Consider the following 14,443-nt stretch of genomic DNA (forward strand, 5'->3'; position numbering starts at 1 on the left):
GCTGCTCAGAACGTCAACACGCCGCGCGCCACCCGCCCGTGGTGCGCGTCGTCCGCCGCCCTCGTGAAGTCCTCCACCGGGTACGTCTCCGTCACCAACTCGTCCAGTAGCAGCGCCCCGCGCCCGTACAGCTCCGCGTACAGCGCGATGTCGCGCTGCGGGCGGGACGAGCCGTACCGACAGCCCAGTATCGACTTGTCGAGGAACATCGCCGCCGGCAGGAAGCTGGCCTCCGCCTTCGGCGGGGTCATGCCCAGCAGCACCGCCTGCCCGCCGCGGTCGAGGAGGTCGACGGCCTGCCGGACCAGCCCGGTGTGGCCCACGCACTCGAAGACGTGGTCGGCGCCCGTCGCCAGCACCTCCTTCTTCACCTGCGCCGCGGAGTCGAGGAAGTGCGTCGCGCCGAAGGTGCGCGCCGGCGCCTCCTTCGCCGCGTTCGTGTCCACGGCCACGATCGTCGTGGCACCCGCGAGACGCGCGCCCTGGATGACGTTGAGGCCGATGCCGCCCACGCCGATCACCACCACGCTCTCGCCGTGGCCGACCTTCGCCCGGTTCAGCACTGCGCCGACGCCGGTGAGCACCCCGCAGCCCAGCACCGCGGCCGACGTCAACGGGACGTCGCGCGGGATGCGGACGGCCTGCACCGCCTTGACGACGGTGCGTTCGGCGAACGACGAGTTCGCGGCGAACTGGTGCAGCGGCTCGCCGCCCCGGGAGAACGGCCTGGTCGGACGGCCGATCGCGGCACGGCACATGGTGGGCCGGCCGCGGTCGCAGTCCGCGCACGCCCCGCAGTTCGCGAGCGTCGACAGCGCGACGTGGTCCCCGGGCGCCACGTGCCGCACCCCGGGCCCGACCTCCTCGACGACGCCCGCGCCCTCGTGCCCCAGCACCACCGGCAGCGGGAACGGGATCGTCCCGTCCAGCACCGACAGATCGCTGTGGCACAGCCCGGCGGCGGCGACTGCCACCAGCACCTCGCCCGGGCCCGGCGCCCGTACCTCCAGGTCGTCGACGACCCGCGGCCGGCTCCCGTCGAACACGACACCCCTCATGCCCGTGGCTCCCTCGGTAGGCCGAGTACCCGCTCGGCGACGATGTTGCGCTGGATCTCGTCCGAGCCGCCGTAGATCGTGTCGGCCCGGCTGAACAGGAACAGCCGCTGCGCGGCGTCGAGTCCGTACGGATCGGCGGGGTGCCAGTCGCCCGGGCCGACGGTCGCCGCGGCGCCCCGGACGGCCACCGCCAGCTCCCCCAGCCGCCGGTGCCAGCCGCCCCACAGCAGCTTGGCCACGCTGGGCGCGCCCGGGTCCCCGTCGTCGCCCAGGGTCTCGACGGCGTTCCAGCGCAGGGCGTGCAGCTCCGCCCACTGCCGTACGAGCCGGGCGCGGAGCACCGGGTCCTCCGCCGCGCCCGTGGCGACGGCCGTACGGACCACTTCGCGCAGCTCCGCCTGGAAGCCGATCTGCTGGGCGAGGGTGGACACGCCGCGCTCGACGGCGAGCAGGCCGAGCGCGACCCGCCAGCCGTTGCCCGCCCCGCCGACGACGTGCTCCGCGCTGGCCACGGCCCCGTCGAAGAACACCTCGTTGAACTCGCTAGTCCCCGTGAGCTGCCGGATCGGCCGCACCTCGATCCGTCCGCCGGGCTGGCCCATCGGCACCAGCAGGAGCGACAGCCCGCGGTGGCGCGCCGAGCCCGCTTCCGTACGGGCGAGCACGAAGCACCAGTCGGCGTCCTGCGCGAGCGAGGTCCACACCTTCTGCCCGGTGACGCGGTACGCGGAGCCGTCGCGCACGGCCGAGGTGCGCACCCCGGCGAGGTCGGAGCCGGCGCCGGGTTCGCTGAAGCCCTGGCACCACAGCTCGTCGCCGCGGGCGACGGGCGGCAGGAAGCGTTCCTTCTGGGCCGGGGAGCCGAAGCGGATGAGGGTGGGGGCGAGCAGGTTCTCGCCGATGTGGCCGACGCGGGCGGGCGCGCCGGAGCGGGCGTACTCCTCGGCCCAGCCGACCTGTTGGGCGAGGGTGGCGGTGCGGTTGCCCCAGCCGGACTCGGGCCAGCCGAGGCCGATCCAACCGGCCCGGCCCAGCTCGCGTTCCCAGGCGCGGCGCTCGGCCGTCCCCAGGTGTTCGCTGCCGGGGCCGCCGCCGATGCGTCGGTGCTCCTCGGTCACGTGCGCGTCGAGCCAGGCGCGGGCCCGACGGCGGAAGTCGGCGTCGTCGTCCACGGCCGTCCCCTCTCCTAGGCGTCGGGGCGGTCGCCGACGTTGGCGCGGTCACTCGTGTTGGGGCGATCACCGGTGTTCGCACGGTCACCCGTGTTGGGGCGGTCGCGGTCGCCGGTGTTCGCACGGTCACCCGTGTTGGGGCGGTCGCGGTCGCCGGTGTTGAGGCGGTTCGCCGTGTTGGGGCGGTCGCCGGCTCGGGCGGCCCGCGCCATCTCCTCCAGTGCGGCGAGCATGGGCATGGGGTCGACGCCGACCGTGCCGGGCAGGAAGTCGGCGATCTTCTCCGGCGTCCAGGAGCCCTCGGCGTAGCCGGCGCGCAGCTCCCTCGGCTGCGCCCACACCGCGATCTTGGGGCCGGCGATGGTGTACACCTGCCCGGTGATCTCGCGGGCGCGGTCGGAGAGCAGATAGACGACGAGCGCGGCGACGTCCTCGGGCTCGCCGATCTCCTTGAGCTCCATGGGGACGTTCGCGGACATCCGGGTGCGGGCCACGGGCGCGACCGCGTTCGCCGTCACGCCGTACTTGTGCAGGCCGAGCGCGGCGCTGCGCACCAGCGAGATGATGCCGCCCTTGGCCGCGGAGTAGTTGGCTTGGGCGACGGATCCCTGGTGGTTTCCGCTGGTGAAGCCGATGAGGGTGCCGGAGCCCTGCTTGCGCAGCACGGCGGAAGCGGCGCGGAAGACGGTGAAGGTGCCCTTGAGGTGGGTGGCGACGACCGGGTCCCACTCCTCCTCGGACATGTTGAAGAGCATGCGTTCGCGCAGGATGCCGGCGACGCAGACGACGCCGTCGAGCCGGCCGTACTCGGCGAGCGCGACGTCCACCAGGCGCTGACCGCCGGCCATGGTCGCGATGTCGTCGGCGACGGCGGTCGCGCTGCCGCCGGCCCGGGCGATCTCCGCCACGACGGAGTCGGCGACCTCGGACGTGGGCTCCGCGCCGTCGATCGAGACGCCGTGGTCGTTGACGACGACCCGGGCGCCCTCGGCTGCGGCGGCGAGGGCGACCGCCCGTCCGATGCCGCGGCCCGCGCCCGTGACGGCGATGACCTTGTCTGCCAAGAAGTTACCCACACCGGCCCCTTCCACGGTTTCTGACGGACCGTTAGATTTTACGGGGAGCTGGACGCCCCAGCACAACCCCCCGTTCCCGGGCATCCGAAGGATCCCGGGGCATCCCCGAGGCGCCCCATGGAGGTCGGTCCCGATGCCGCTGCCACCGGAGTTCCACGAGATCGCCCGGCGCGTCAACAACTGGGGCCGCTGGGGCGCGGACGACGAACTCGGCACCCTGAACCTCGTCACGGACGAGGTCGTACGGACCGCCGCCGCGACCGTCCGCACCGGCCGCCGCATACCGCTGGCCCTGCCGCTGCACCGCGACGGCCTCCAGACGGGCCTCATCCCGGGCCGGACGAACCCCCTGCACACCATGATCCAGATCAACTACGAGATGTTCGGCCCCGACGCCGTGGCCACCAGCGACGACACCGTGACCATGGCGCTCCAGGCCGCCACGCACTGGGACGCCCTGACCCACGTTTCCCACAGCGGCACCATCTACAACGGCCGTCCGGCCGACACCATCACCCCGCACGACCGCGCCCGCTTCAGCGGCATCGACAAGGTGCCGCACGTGGTGTCGCGGGGCGTACTGCTCGACGTCGCCCGCGCGAAGGGCCTCGACCGCCTGCCGCCCGACCACCCGGTGACGCCCGAGGACCTGGCGGAGGCGGCCGACTTCGGCGGCGTCACGGTGACCGCGGGCGACGTGCTGCTGATCCGCACCGGCCAGTTGCGACTGCTCCTGGACGGCGACAAGCACGGCTACGGCTTCCCGTCGCCCGGCCTCTCGGTGCGCACGCCGGAGTGGTTCCACGCCCACGACGTGGCCGCGGTCGCCACGGACACGCTCTCGTTCGAGATCATCCCCCCGGAGATCGAGAACCTGTGGCTAGCGGTCCACGCCCTCGACCTCGTCGAAATGGGCATGATCCAGGGCCAGAACTGGAACCTGGAAACTCTGTCCACAGCCTGTGCACAAGAGTCCCGCTACGCCTTCCTCCTCTCGGCCATGCCCGAACCCTTCCTCGGCGCCACGGGCACCCCGGTGTCCCCGGTCGCCGTCCTCTAGAGCCGCCGCAGCCGCGCCGCCGGGGGCCACGGCGGCCACGGCAGGTACGACGGCCACGGCAGGCACGACGGCCATGTCCGGCCGGCTTCCTCGCCGTGCAGCTACCGATGTGCTCCGGCCAGCACGCGCGCCCCCGCCCGGACGTCCCTGCGGTACGACGCGATCACCGGCACGGCACGGTCCACCTCGCACCAGATCGCCTTGCCCGCGCCCTCGCGCTCCCAGCCCCACCGGTCCGCGAGGCCGTCGACCAACTCCAGCCCGCGGCCGTTGGTCTCGTCGTCCTCGGCCGTGCGCCGCCGTGGCGGACGCGCACAGTTGTCCGCGACCTCCACGCGCACCGTGCCCGCCTCCGCCTTGCCCGAGCCGAAGAGCATCCGCAGCACGGCGGGGCAGCCGGTGTGCACCACGGCGTTGGTGACCAGTTCGGAGATCAACAGGATCAGCGTCTCCGCCAGCGGCTCATCGTGCTGTATGCCGGATCCCACCAGCCGGGAACGCGCCCATCTCCTGGCCCGCCCCACCTCCGCGGGATCGGGACCGACCTCCAACTGAACCTGGAGCACCTGCACCGCTCACACCATCCGAACCGGCGGACACAACGCCTCGCGCCTCGACTGGGTCTCTCCCGAGAGAGTCACCGTGCGTGACTCCCCTACGGGACAGCATGGTTGACGTACAGTCACGGCAACAAGCGCTTCGGGCATATTCCAGCGCGAAGGATGACGCTTGGTGCATACTGTGCGACGCCTGCTGCGAGGAGTCGAACAGAAGCGCGCAGCCCGCTCACCAGGGGTGTGAGCGGCGCACTTTCTCACGCCCGGAGCCGCCACAGCGGCAACACCGGGGCCGTTACGCCTCGGAACGACTCGCACCTCACGGAGCGTACCGGAGCGAGTGCCCGACGACGGCCCGTGACGAGTCATCCGAAGGACACAACCCGATATCGACGCACCGTCACGCCCAATGGTGCTATAGCGACGCGGCGGTCAGCGCCTGCGCCTGGACCTCCTCCGCCTCGGTGGCCCGGGGCCGCATCCGGGCCCGCACCCAGGCGCGTTTGAGGTGCAGATGGACGTCCGCCTCCCAGGTGAAGCCCATGCCGCCGTACACCTGGAGGCAGTCGCGGGCGCCCCGTACGGCGGCGTCGTCCGCGAGGAGCTTCGCACCGGCGACCTCGGTTCGGTCCCCGGTGACGGCGGCCCCGTACACCGCGGCGCGGGCGAGTTCCGTACGCACCAGCATGTCGGCGCACAGGTGCTTCACCGCCTGGAAGGCGCCCACCGGCCGCCCGAACTGCTCGCGCTCCTTCGCGTACCGTACGGCCAGATCGGTGACCCGGGCCGCGGTGCCCAACTGCTCGGCGGCGACGAGCAGGGCGGCCTCCGCGTCCCAACCCGCCGGCTCGACGCCCGCCGGGACGCGGTGCAACGGCGTCAGCGGATCCAGGGACCGCAGGGTCACGGCCCCGGATGCGTCCACGGGCGCACCGCCCGCCGCTTCGGCGACGACGACATCCGCCGCGGCCAGCCACGCCACCAACCCGCCGTCCACCCGGGCCACCACCCGGTCCCCCGTCGCCGCCCCCGGCACGACCCCGGCGGCAAGATGGGTCGCCACCAGCGGCCCGGGGGCCAGCGCCCGCCCCAGCTCCTCGAAGACGAGGACAGCCTCCGCCCGCCCGAGGCCCACGCCTCCCTCCGCCTCAGGCAGCCGCAGCGCGAACACCCCCGCCTCGGCCAGCGCCGTCCACACCCGGCGGTCGAGGGCCGGCGCCCCCTCCAGCGCGGCACGCAGCGCCTCGGCCGGCCACACGCGCTCCACCAACTCTCGTGTGGCGGCCTTCAGGACCCGCTGGTCGTCGGTGAGCTGAAAACGCACGTCAGGCACCGCCTTTCGGGGCCTTGGGCAGGCCGAGGATGCGCTCGGCGATGATGTTCCGCTGGATCTGGGAGGTGCCGGCGGCGATGGTGTACGAGAGCGAGGACAGCCGGTCCGCGGTCCACGCGCGGTCCAGGTCCAGCGACTCGGGGCCCAGCACCTCCGCCGCCGCCTCGTACAGCTCCTGGCGGGCCTGGGAGTAACGGAGCTTGAAGACGGAGCCGCCGATCCCCGGCACGCCACCGGTGGCCTGCGCCTCGCTGACGTTCCACTGGGTGAGCCGCCACAGTGCGGCGAACTCGGCGTGCAGCCGGCCGATGCGGCGGCGCACGACCGCGTCGTCCCAGCTCCCGTTGGCGCGGGCAGCCCGGGCGACCTCCCGCAGGGTGCGACGGCAGGCGACGACCTCGCCGACGAACGCAGTACCGCGCTCGAAGGAGAGCGTGACCATGGTGACGCGCCAACCGTCGTGCTCCGCACCGACGCGATGGGAAACCGGCACCCGCACCTCGTCCAGGAAGACCTCGGCGAACTCCGCCGAACCGGCCAGCGTGCGCAGCGGGCGAACGGTGACGCCCGGCGCGTCCATCGACATCGCGAGCCAGGAGATGCCGCGGTGCTTGGGCGCGTCGGGGTCGGTGCGCACCAGCAGCTCGCACCAGTCGGCCACCTCCGCGTGCGACGTCCAGATCTTCTGCCCGGTGATCACGTACTCGTCGCCGTCCCGCACCGCCCGGGTGCGCAGGGCCGCGAGGTCGGAGCCGGCGTCGGGCTCGCTGAAGCCCTGGCACCAGATCTCGTCGCCACGCAGGATGGGCCCCAGCCAACGGTCCCGCTGCTCTGGCGTGCCCTCGGCCGCAATGGTGGGTCCGGCGTGCAGCAGCCCGACGAAGTTCGCCCCCACGTACGGCGCGCCCGCCAGCTCGGTCTCCTCCAGATAGATCAGTCGCTGGGTGGGGGGCGCGTCCCAATGGAGGTCGGCATAGCCCGCGTCGTACAACATCCGCTGCCAGAGCGTGTCGTAAGCGCGCCGGGCGGGCCAGTCGTCGGGGGACGGCTTCGGCGGGAGCTTCGGCAGGCTGACGCCGAGCCAGTCCCGCAGCCGGGCCCGGAACGCCTCTTCCTCTTCCGTGCAGCTGAGATCCACGCCCCGCCCCGCCCCTCCCCCACTCAATCTGACACAACGTCAGATCTCTCAGGCTAGCCCCGCACCCCTGGACCGACAAGCGCCGGAGACCTACCCTCTCGACCATGCCTGACGATTCGTCAGATCTTTGCTCGGCTGGCCCGGGGTGGATGGAGGCGTACGCCCAATGCGCACGGACGGCACGCAACACGCAAACGGCACGCCCACCCCGCCCGGCAGGAGCAGCAGAAGCAGCAGAAGCAGCACGGGCAACAGGAACGATGCGGGCGGCGGGACCAGCGGGCGCGGGGCGGATCGCATGGGCGGGGCGGATGGCTGGGGTGGGGGCGGCGCTGGTGGCTGGGACGGGGCGCCTGACGCTGACGGGTCGGCTACCGCGCACGCGCTCAGTGACTCGCCCACCCTGTGGGACCTCCTCGCCCGGCGCGCCGAACTGACCCCCCACCGGCGGGTCCTCCTCCAGGGCGAACGGTCGCTGACCTTCGGCGGTCTGCGCTCGGCCGCAGAGGAGACCGCGGCCGGGCTGTACGCCCTGGGGGTGCGGCCGGGCACGGTCGTGGCCTGGCAACTCCCGACCACCATCGAGACCGTCGTCCTGTGCGTCGCCCTCGCCCGGCTCGGCGCCGTGCAGACCCCGATCATCCCCTTCTACCGCGACCGTGAAGTCTCCTTCGCCCTGCGCGAGTCCAAGGCAGAGCACTTCGCGGTGCCCGGGGTGTGGCGCGACTTCGACCACTGGGCGATGGCTGCCCGGATCGGCGCGCGCGGCGTCCTCGACGGCTACGGACCGCTGCCCTCCGGCGACCCCGCGAGCCTCCCGCCGCCGCCCGACAACGGCACCGACGTCCGCTGGATCTACTGGACCTCGGGCACCACCTCCGACCCCAAGGGGGTCCTGCACACCGACCGCTCCCTGATCGCGGGCGGCTCCTGCCTGGCGCACGCACTGCAACTGACCCCCGAGGACATCGGCTCCATCGCCTTCCCCTTCGCCCACATAGGCGGCGCGGACTACCTGGTGATGCTGCTGCTGTACGGCTTTCCGGCGGTCCTCTTCGAGAAGTTCGCCCTGCCCGCCGCGCTCGACGACTACCGCCGCCACGGCGTCACCACCGCCGGCGGCTCCACGGCCTTCTACTCCCTCTTCCTCGCCGAACAGCGCAAGCAGCCTGACCGGAAGCTGATCCCCACGCTGCGGCTGCTCGCCGGCGGCGGGGCGCCCAAGCCGCCGGAGCTGTACCACGCCGTCGTACGCGAGATGGACTGCCAGCTCACCCACGGCTACGGCATGACCGAAGTGCCCATGATCACGATGGGCTCTCCCGACGACTCCGTGGACGACCTCGCCACGACCGAGGGACGACCGCCGAAGGGGATGGAGATCCGCATCGTCGACGGTGAGGTGCGGCTGCGGGGCGAGGCGGTCTGCCGGGGCTACCTCGACCCCGTCCAGTCGGCCGCCGTCTTCGACGAGGACGGCTTCCTGATCACCGGCGACCTGGGCCGTCTGACGCCGTCCGGACACCTGGTGCTCACCGGCCGGCTGAAGGACGTCATCATCCGCAAGGGCGAGAACATCTCTGCGAAGGAGGTCGAGGACCTGCTGCACACGCACCCGGACGTCGCCGACGCAGCCGTGATCGGGCTGCCGGACGCCGAACGCGGCGAGCGGGTCTGCGCGGTGCTGGAGCAGCGGGCCGGGAGCGCCCGGCTCGACCTCCCCACCGTCACCGCGTTCCTTCGGGCCCAGGGCCTCGCCCCTTACAAACTCCCCGAGCAATTGGAGGTGGTGGACGCCCTGCCGCGCAACGACGCCCTGCGGAAGGTCTTGAAGTACAAGCTGCGGGAGCACTTCGGCTGACCCGGTGACGCAGGCCCCGGGCACGTTCCCTGCGGTCCGCGCCCAGGACCGTGCGCCGTTCGGGGCAAGCGCCGGGCCCGTCTCCGCGGCGGCCGGTCCCCGCCAAGGCAGTGTTCCTCGGCGGGGGTCACGAAGGGACGGGTCATGGGCGGTACGGCGCAGCATCCACCGGGGTCGCAGCCTTCGGAGCCGCCCCAACCGCCGCAGCCCCCGTCGAACGGTCCGACGCCACCGGGCTTCAGCCGGGCCCGGCGCTGGAGCATGCTCGCAGTGCTGTGCGCCAGCCTCCTGCTGGTGGCCATGGACGCCACCATCCTGAACGTCGCCCTGCCCTCCCTCATCGACGACCTGGAGCCCGACGCGCTCCAGCAGCTGTGGATCATCGACGTCTACGGGCTGGTCCTCGGCGGTCTGCTCGTCACCACCGGAGGCATCGGCGACCGCTACGGCCGCAAACTGCTCTTCCTCAGCGGCTTCGTCCTCTTCGGGGCTGCCTCCGTCGTCGCGGCCACCGCGGCCTCGTCGGCGCAGCTGATCGGCGGACGGGTGCTGCTGGCGATCGGCGGCGCCATGGTGATGCCCTCCACGCTCTCGCTGATCCGGAACATCTTCACCGACCCGCACGAACGCACCCTCGCCATCGGCGTGTGGGCCTCCGTCGCCGGCGCGGGCGCCGCGATCGGCCCCCTGGTCGGCGGTGTCCTGGTCGAGGAGTACGACTGGTCGGCGGCCTTCTGGGTCAACGTGCCCGTCGTCGTGGCGACCGTCGCAGCTGGGGTGTGGCTGCTGCCGGAGTTCAAGGACGCGGGCCACGGGCGCCTGGACTGGCTCGGGGCCATTCTCTCGGTCGTCGGCGTCATCGCCCTGGCCTGGGGCATCAAGAACCTCAGCAAGGGCGACGCCAACGTGAGCGGTTCGATCGCGCTGGCCCTGGGCCTCGTCTCGCTGGCACTCTTCGCCCGCCGTCAACTCGCCCAACCCGATCCCCTCCTCGACGTGCGGCTCTTCCGGCGCCGCGCCTTCACGGCAGCCGCGTTGGCGACCCTGATGGCCATGCTCGCGATCGGCGCGGCGCTGTACCTCCTGTCGTTGTGGATGCAGTACGTCCACGGCTACTCCCCCTCGCAGGCCGGCGTCCGCACCTTGCCCGCGGCGCTCGCCACACTCGTCGGCTCGCTCTCGGCGCCCTGGCTGATGCGCCGGGTCGGGGTGCGCACCGCGATGGCCCTCGGGCTGAGCGGACTCGTCGCCGGCTTCCTCGTCCTCGCACTGTCCCCGGAGCCGACCACGTACCCGTACGTCGCGGTGGTCCTGATCGCCCTCGGGCTCGGCGACGGCATCGCGATCACCACGGCAGCCGCGGTCCTGGTGTCGGCGGTGCCCGCGGAACGCGCCGGGCAGGCCGGCGCCGTCTCGGAGACCTCGTACGAACTCGGGGTGGGCCTCGGGGTCGCACTGTTGGGCTCCATCCACGCCGCCGCGTACGCGGACGCCATGGCAGGCCAGCCGTCCGCCGCACAGCAGTCCATCGGCGACGCCGAGCAACTCGGTGACCCCACCGTCCTTGCCGCTGCCCGGAACGCCTTCGACGCGGCGCTGACCACGACGTCATGGGTGTCCGTCGGGATCGTGGCCACCGTGACGGTCCTGGTGACCGCTTTGGTGCCGCGGCGCTTCATCGCGAGCTCCTCGGGCCACTAAAGGACTCGGAAGAACGCGACGAAGCACCGGCCTTCGAAGAACGGGGATAGTCGAGAGCGGTCGGGGCGAGCACCGCGAGGTTGGCTGACGCGGGCGCCGCGGCCCCGTCCCCATCGCCCCCGTCATCGCCCGCACCATCGCTCGGGGCGTCCAACTTGCGATTCCACAGGATCCAGACGCAGACCAGTGCCATGGGCAGCAGGGGCAACACCGTGACCGCTATCTGACCGGGCCCGTCGCCCTTGCCGTCGCCGCCGTTCAGGACCAGCACTTCCAGGAGCAGGGAGAGCACGAGATTGTTCCCCGCGTGGGCGACGGAAGCGGTCCACACCGTGCGGCTGCGCACGGCGAGCGCCGCGAGCATGACCTCCTGGACGAGGAACGCCATCGACCAGATCGCCAGCCCGAGCAGCAGGTGCTCGAACTCGATGTAGCCGTTGAACGCCAACGGGTAGTGCCACACGGCCCAGATCGCGCCCGTGGTGACCACCGAGGCCACGGGCCGACCTGAGCACAACCGGGGCCTGAGGTAGCTGGTCCAACCGAACTCCTCACCCCAATAGATGGGGGACAGAAGGAGCACCACCAGCATCAGCAGCGGCACCACCGCCCACCCCGGCACACCGCCCACGCCGTCGCCGAGCTGGGAGAGGTCACCGTCCCAGACGCCGAAGACCCGAGCGCTCGCCAAAGCCACGGCGGCAAAGGCCAACGGCCCCAGCCAGGCGGCCAGATAGTGCGGCCACGCACTACGGAAGCGAGGGCGGAGTCCTGCGTCAGCAAAGCCTTCGCCCGTGACGAGGCGGGCGACCACCGCACCGAGAGCGGGCATGAAGCCGAAGGTGATTTGCACGAGGGGGTGTAGCGGAGAGAGGTCGGTGAAGAACGGCAGGGACATCCCGGCCCAGGCGCCGCCGAAGGTGATCAGCATGAACACCCACAGCCCGCGCCTGCGTTCCCTCCTGGACAACGGTGTGATCTTGGTCGGGGCGACGTACGTCATGGTGTGCGGACCTTCTCTCCGTGATCGTGTCCGTGCGCGCTGCCGCTCGTGGTGCGCGCAACATGCCGACCACTGTCCGCCCGGCGACCGGCCCGACACATCGCGATCGTGAGCGAGATTGGATCTCCCTCACCTGGGGGAGGCGCCGCCCCGCCGTCGCCTGCAAAATCGGAAACGTGTGGAAGAGCAAACCGGCCCACGCCCATCCGTCGTCCCTGTCGACCCCTCGATCCCTGCCCGCCCCTCCATCCCTGTCAACTCCGACTCATCCAGCCACCCATCCGAACTCACCAACGCATGGAATGACCCGCCCGCGTCAACACCCCGCGGGCCGCGCGAGGCTGTCGGGCCGCTCGGCGCTCCGACACGTTCGACGCACCGTGCGCGGCCTCGGGCACATCGTGTTCGGCACGTGCATCGGCGTCATCGGAATCATGACCGCGCTCCTGGTCATGGAGGCAGGCAGCAGCACGTTGCCCTCCGGCTGGCGCCTGGTCGCGATCACCGGCGCCGCCGCGGACCTCATCGTGATCTGCGGGCTGCTGCACTCGGCTCGCAGACGCGCCGTGCGGCTCGCCAACGCCCTCCTCGAAACGGAGTTGCCCGCGCCCACCCGAGCGGGGGCGCCCGAGCGGCTGCGCACGGGAGCGTGGTTGCTGGTGAGTGCGGTCATCGGCTGCTTCGTGGCGATTGCAGCGACGATATTGGCCAGCGCCGCGCTCGTACCCGTCATGGTGTGGCTGGACGGCGGCGGGGAGGACATCCGCTTCCTCTACGTCAGCGCGGACGTGGCGGCCGGGTGGCACGGCGCGTGGACGGTGCCGCTGACGGTGGTCGCGCTCCCGCTCGCTTGGATCGTCGTCGCCGCCGGCAGTGCGGCGCTCCGGCGGCTCGCCCCCGTGCTCATCGGCCCGGGCCAGGCGGAGCGGGTGGCCGCCATGGAGGAGCGGATGCGGGTGCTGGCGGAGGGCAACCGCCTGGCTCAGGAGCTACACGACTCCATCGGCCACACCCTCACCGCTGCCACCATTCAGGCGGCGGTGGCCGGGGAGTTGATGGACAGGGACCCGGCAGCGGCGCGGCGTGCCCTCAACAGCATCGAGGAGACCTCGCGCGGCGCGCTGGACGATCTGGACCACGTTCTGGGTGCCCTTCGGCGGGGTGGCGGCGCTCCGGCCGCGACCGCAGTCGGGCCTACCCTGGCCGAGCTGCCTGCGCTGATCGACGGGGTTCAACAGGCAGGCGTCGAGGTGGACATGGACATCCGCGGCGATCTGGAGCGGGTCCCGGGGCCCGTGTCCCGGGAGGCGTACCGGATCGTGCAGGAAGGGTTGACGAACGCGCTGCGGCACGGTGCGGGACCCATCGTTGAGTTGCGACTGATCGTGGCATCGGACCGATTGGAGGCCGAGTTGATCAATGCGATACCCGGGTCCGCCGTCCGACGGTTCCGGCCGGCCCGAGCCGACCGCCTCGGTTACGGACTCAAGAATTTGAAGGAGCGAGTCCGGCTGTTGCGCGGCGACCTCAAATGCGGCCCCACGGCCGACGACCGTTGGCGGCTCGCCGCCAGCCTCCCGCTGCAACCTGAGCCATGACCGCCATGGCCAGCATGACCTTGGACGAGGACAGGTCGATGAACGACACCACCGCCCCGACTGCACTCGCGCCACCGCCCCAGCTCGCCCGCGCGACCACGGACACACCGCCCGCGCCCCCGCCCGCATCCACGCCCGCACCCGCGCACGGAGAGGAGCCCGAAGCGGAGCCCGAAGAGTCGGCGTCAGCGGCCCGCACCGTCACCGTGCTCATCGCGGACGACGAGGAGCTGACCCGCACCGGTCTGCGGACCCTGCTGGCGGCGAAGCCCCAACTCGAAGTGGTCGGCGAGGCCGCTGACGGTACGCAGGTGCTGCCGCTGGTGGCCGAGTTGCGGCCGGACGTGGTCCTGATGGACGTCCGGATGCCCGGCATGGACGGCATCGAGGCCACGCGGCGGCTGCGGGCCGAGTTGGCGGAGCCGCCGAAGGTCGTGGTGATCACCACGTTCGAGAGCGACCAGTACGTGTACGACGCGCTGCGCGCCGGCGCGGACGGGTTCGTACTGAAGCGGGCGCCCTCGGACCGCATCGCCCGCGCCGTCCACCTGGTCGCCACCGACGACTCACTCCTCTTCCCGGACGCGGTCCGCCGGCTGGTGACGGCCCGCCCGGCTTCGGCGGCTCCGCCGCTGCCGCTGCCGCTCACCGGGCGGGAGAAGGACACCCTGCGGCTGATGGCGAAGGGCCTGTCCAACCCGGACATCGCGCAGCGGCTCGTGGTGAGCCTGGAGACCGTCAAGACGCATGTGAGCAACGTCCTGATGAAGCTTGATGCACAGAACCGTACGCAGGCGGTCGTGATGGCGTACGAGTCGGGTCTGGTCGTCCCCGGGGAGGACTGATGAACGACGGTTGAACGAAGAACGCGCCCCGGGGCACTGAC

General features: G+C 72.0%; 12 protein-coding genes. 5 read left to right on the plus strand and 7 right to left on the minus strand.

Annotation, left to right across the window (positions count from 1 at the left end):
- Nucleotides 1-5: 5 nt before the first annotated feature.
- Genes ABZ842_RS24760 through ABZ842_RS24770 form a run of 3 tightly spaced genes read right to left on the minus strand, consistent with a single transcriptional unit; the run spans nt 6 to nt 3,306 of the window.
- A complete protein-coding gene (locus ABZ842_RS24760) occupies nt 6-1,058 on the minus strand; it encodes a Zn-dependent alcohol dehydrogenase (protein ID WP_361540565.1) in 1,053 nt (350 codons plus the stop codon).
- Nucleotides 1,055-2,230, minus strand: a complete 1,176-nt coding sequence (locus tag ABZ842_RS24765) for an acyl-CoA dehydrogenase family protein (protein WP_361540568.1) — start codon at nt 2,228-2,230, stop codon at nt 1,055-1,057. The genes ABZ842_RS24760 and ABZ842_RS24765 overlap by 4 nt, the downstream gene beginning before the upstream one ends.
- Before the next feature lie 14 nt (nt 2,231-2,244).
- On the minus strand, nt 2,245-3,306 hold the full coding sequence (locus tag ABZ842_RS24770; RefSeq protein WP_361540571.1) for an SDR family oxidoreductase: 1,062 nt from the start codon (nt 3,304-3,306) through the stop codon (nt 2,245-2,247).
- 133 nt (nt 3,307-3,439) lie between these two features.
- Here ABZ842_RS24770 and ABZ842_RS24775 point away from each other — a divergent pair, with 133 nt between their 5' ends.
- Entirely contained in the window at nt 3,440-4,366 is a 927-nt protein-coding gene (locus tag ABZ842_RS24775) for a cyclase family protein (RefSeq protein WP_361540573.1), read from the plus strand.
- 101 nt (nt 4,367-4,467) lie between these two features.
- Here the strand turns inward: ABZ842_RS24775 and ABZ842_RS24780 are convergent, their stop codons facing one another.
- The 3 genes from ABZ842_RS24780 to ABZ842_RS24790 all read right to left on the minus strand — a co-directional run bounded on the left by ABZ842_RS24780 (nt 4,468) and on the right by ABZ842_RS24790 (nt 7,394).
- On the minus strand, nt 4,468-4,938 hold the full coding sequence (locus ABZ842_RS24780; protein ID WP_361540575.1) for an ATP-binding protein: 471 nt from the start codon (nt 4,936-4,938) through the stop codon (nt 4,468-4,470).
- Between the two features lie 400 nt (nt 4,939-5,338).
- The gene (locus ABZ842_RS24785; protein ID WP_361540578.1) at nt 5,339-6,247 is read right to left on the minus strand and encodes an acyl-CoA dehydrogenase family protein; all 909 of its coding nucleotides are present in this window, start codon (nt 6,245-6,247) and stop codon (nt 5,339-5,341) included.
- Between the two features lies 1 nt (nt 6,248).
- Complete coding sequence (locus ABZ842_RS24790) at nt 6,249-7,394, minus strand: acyl-CoA dehydrogenase family protein (protein ID WP_361540581.1); 1,146 nt, start codon at nt 7,392-7,394, stop codon at nt 6,249-6,251.
- Nucleotides 7,395-7,692: 298 nt separating this feature from the next.
- Here ABZ842_RS24790 and ABZ842_RS24795 point away from each other — a divergent pair, with 298 nt between their 5' ends.
- Both ABZ842_RS24795 and ABZ842_RS24800 read left to right on the plus strand, forming a co-directional pair.
- Nucleotides 7,693-9,255 (plus strand): AMP-binding protein, encoded by a 1,563-nt coding sequence (locus tag ABZ842_RS24795; protein ID WP_361540583.1) that lies wholly within the window; start codon nt 7,693-7,695, stop codon nt 9,253-9,255.
- Nucleotides 9,256-9,516: 261 nt separating this feature from the next.
- Nucleotides 9,517-10,956: an MFS transporter gene (locus ABZ842_RS24800; RefSeq protein ID WP_361540586.1), complete on the plus strand. Its 1,440-nt coding sequence runs from the start codon at nt 9,517-9,519 to the stop codon at nt 10,954-10,956.
- Here the strand turns inward: ABZ842_RS24800 and ABZ842_RS24805 are convergent.
- Nucleotides 10,931-11,959 carry a CPBP family glutamic-type intramembrane protease gene (locus ABZ842_RS24805; RefSeq protein WP_361540589.1) on the minus strand — a complete coding sequence of 343 codons (1,029 nt, stop codon included), beginning with the start codon at nt 11,957-11,959 and terminating at the stop codon, nt 10,931-10,933. The genes ABZ842_RS24800 and ABZ842_RS24805 overlap by 26 nt on opposite strands.
- Nucleotides 11,960-12,393: 434 nt before the next feature.
- Here ABZ842_RS24805 and ABZ842_RS24810 point away from each other — a divergent pair, with 434 nt between their 5' ends.
- A complete protein-coding gene (locus tag ABZ842_RS24810; RefSeq protein WP_361540592.1) occupies nt 12,394-13,557 on the plus strand; it encodes a histidine kinase in 1,164 nt (387 codons plus the stop codon).
- A 206-nt stretch (nt 13,558-13,763) separates the two neighbouring features.
- A complete protein-coding gene (locus ABZ842_RS24815; RefSeq protein ID WP_361540707.1) occupies nt 13,764-14,402 on the plus strand; it encodes a response regulator transcription factor in 639 nt (212 codons plus the stop codon).
- Nucleotides 14,403-14,443: the final 41 nt, after the last annotated feature.

Origin of the sequence: Streptomyces sp. NPDC047315 (assembly GCF_040643215.1) — a bacterium.
Lineage (GTDB): Bacteria > Actinomycetota > Actinomycetes > Streptomycetales > Streptomycetaceae > Streptomyces.

Bases quoted from the DNA above. Each gene is read 5' to 3' on its own strand.
- ABZ842_RS24760 (WP_361540565.1), bottom strand. From the start codon at position 1,058: ATGAGGGGTGTCGTGTTCGACGGGAGCCGGCCGCGGGTCGTCGACGAC.
- ABZ842_RS24775 (WP_361540573.1), top strand. From the start codon at position 3,440: ATGCCGCTGCCACCGGAGTTCCACGAGATCGCCCGGCGCGTCAACAAC.
- ABZ842_RS24795 (WP_361540583.1), top strand. From the start codon at position 7,693: ATGGGCGGGGCGGATGGCTGGGGTGGGGGCGGCGCTGGTGGCTGGGAC.
- ABZ842_RS24800 (WP_361540586.1), top strand. From the start codon at position 9,517: ATGCTCGCAGTGCTGTGCGCCAGCCTCCTGCTGGTGGCCATGGACGCC.
- ABZ842_RS24805 (WP_361540589.1), bottom strand. From the start codon at position 11,959: ATGACGTACGTCGCCCCGACCAAGATCACACCGTTGTCCAGGAGGGAA.
- ABZ842_RS24810 (WP_361540592.1), top strand. From the start codon at position 12,394: ATGACCGCGCTCCTGGTCATGGAGGCAGGCAGCAGCACGTTGCCCTCC.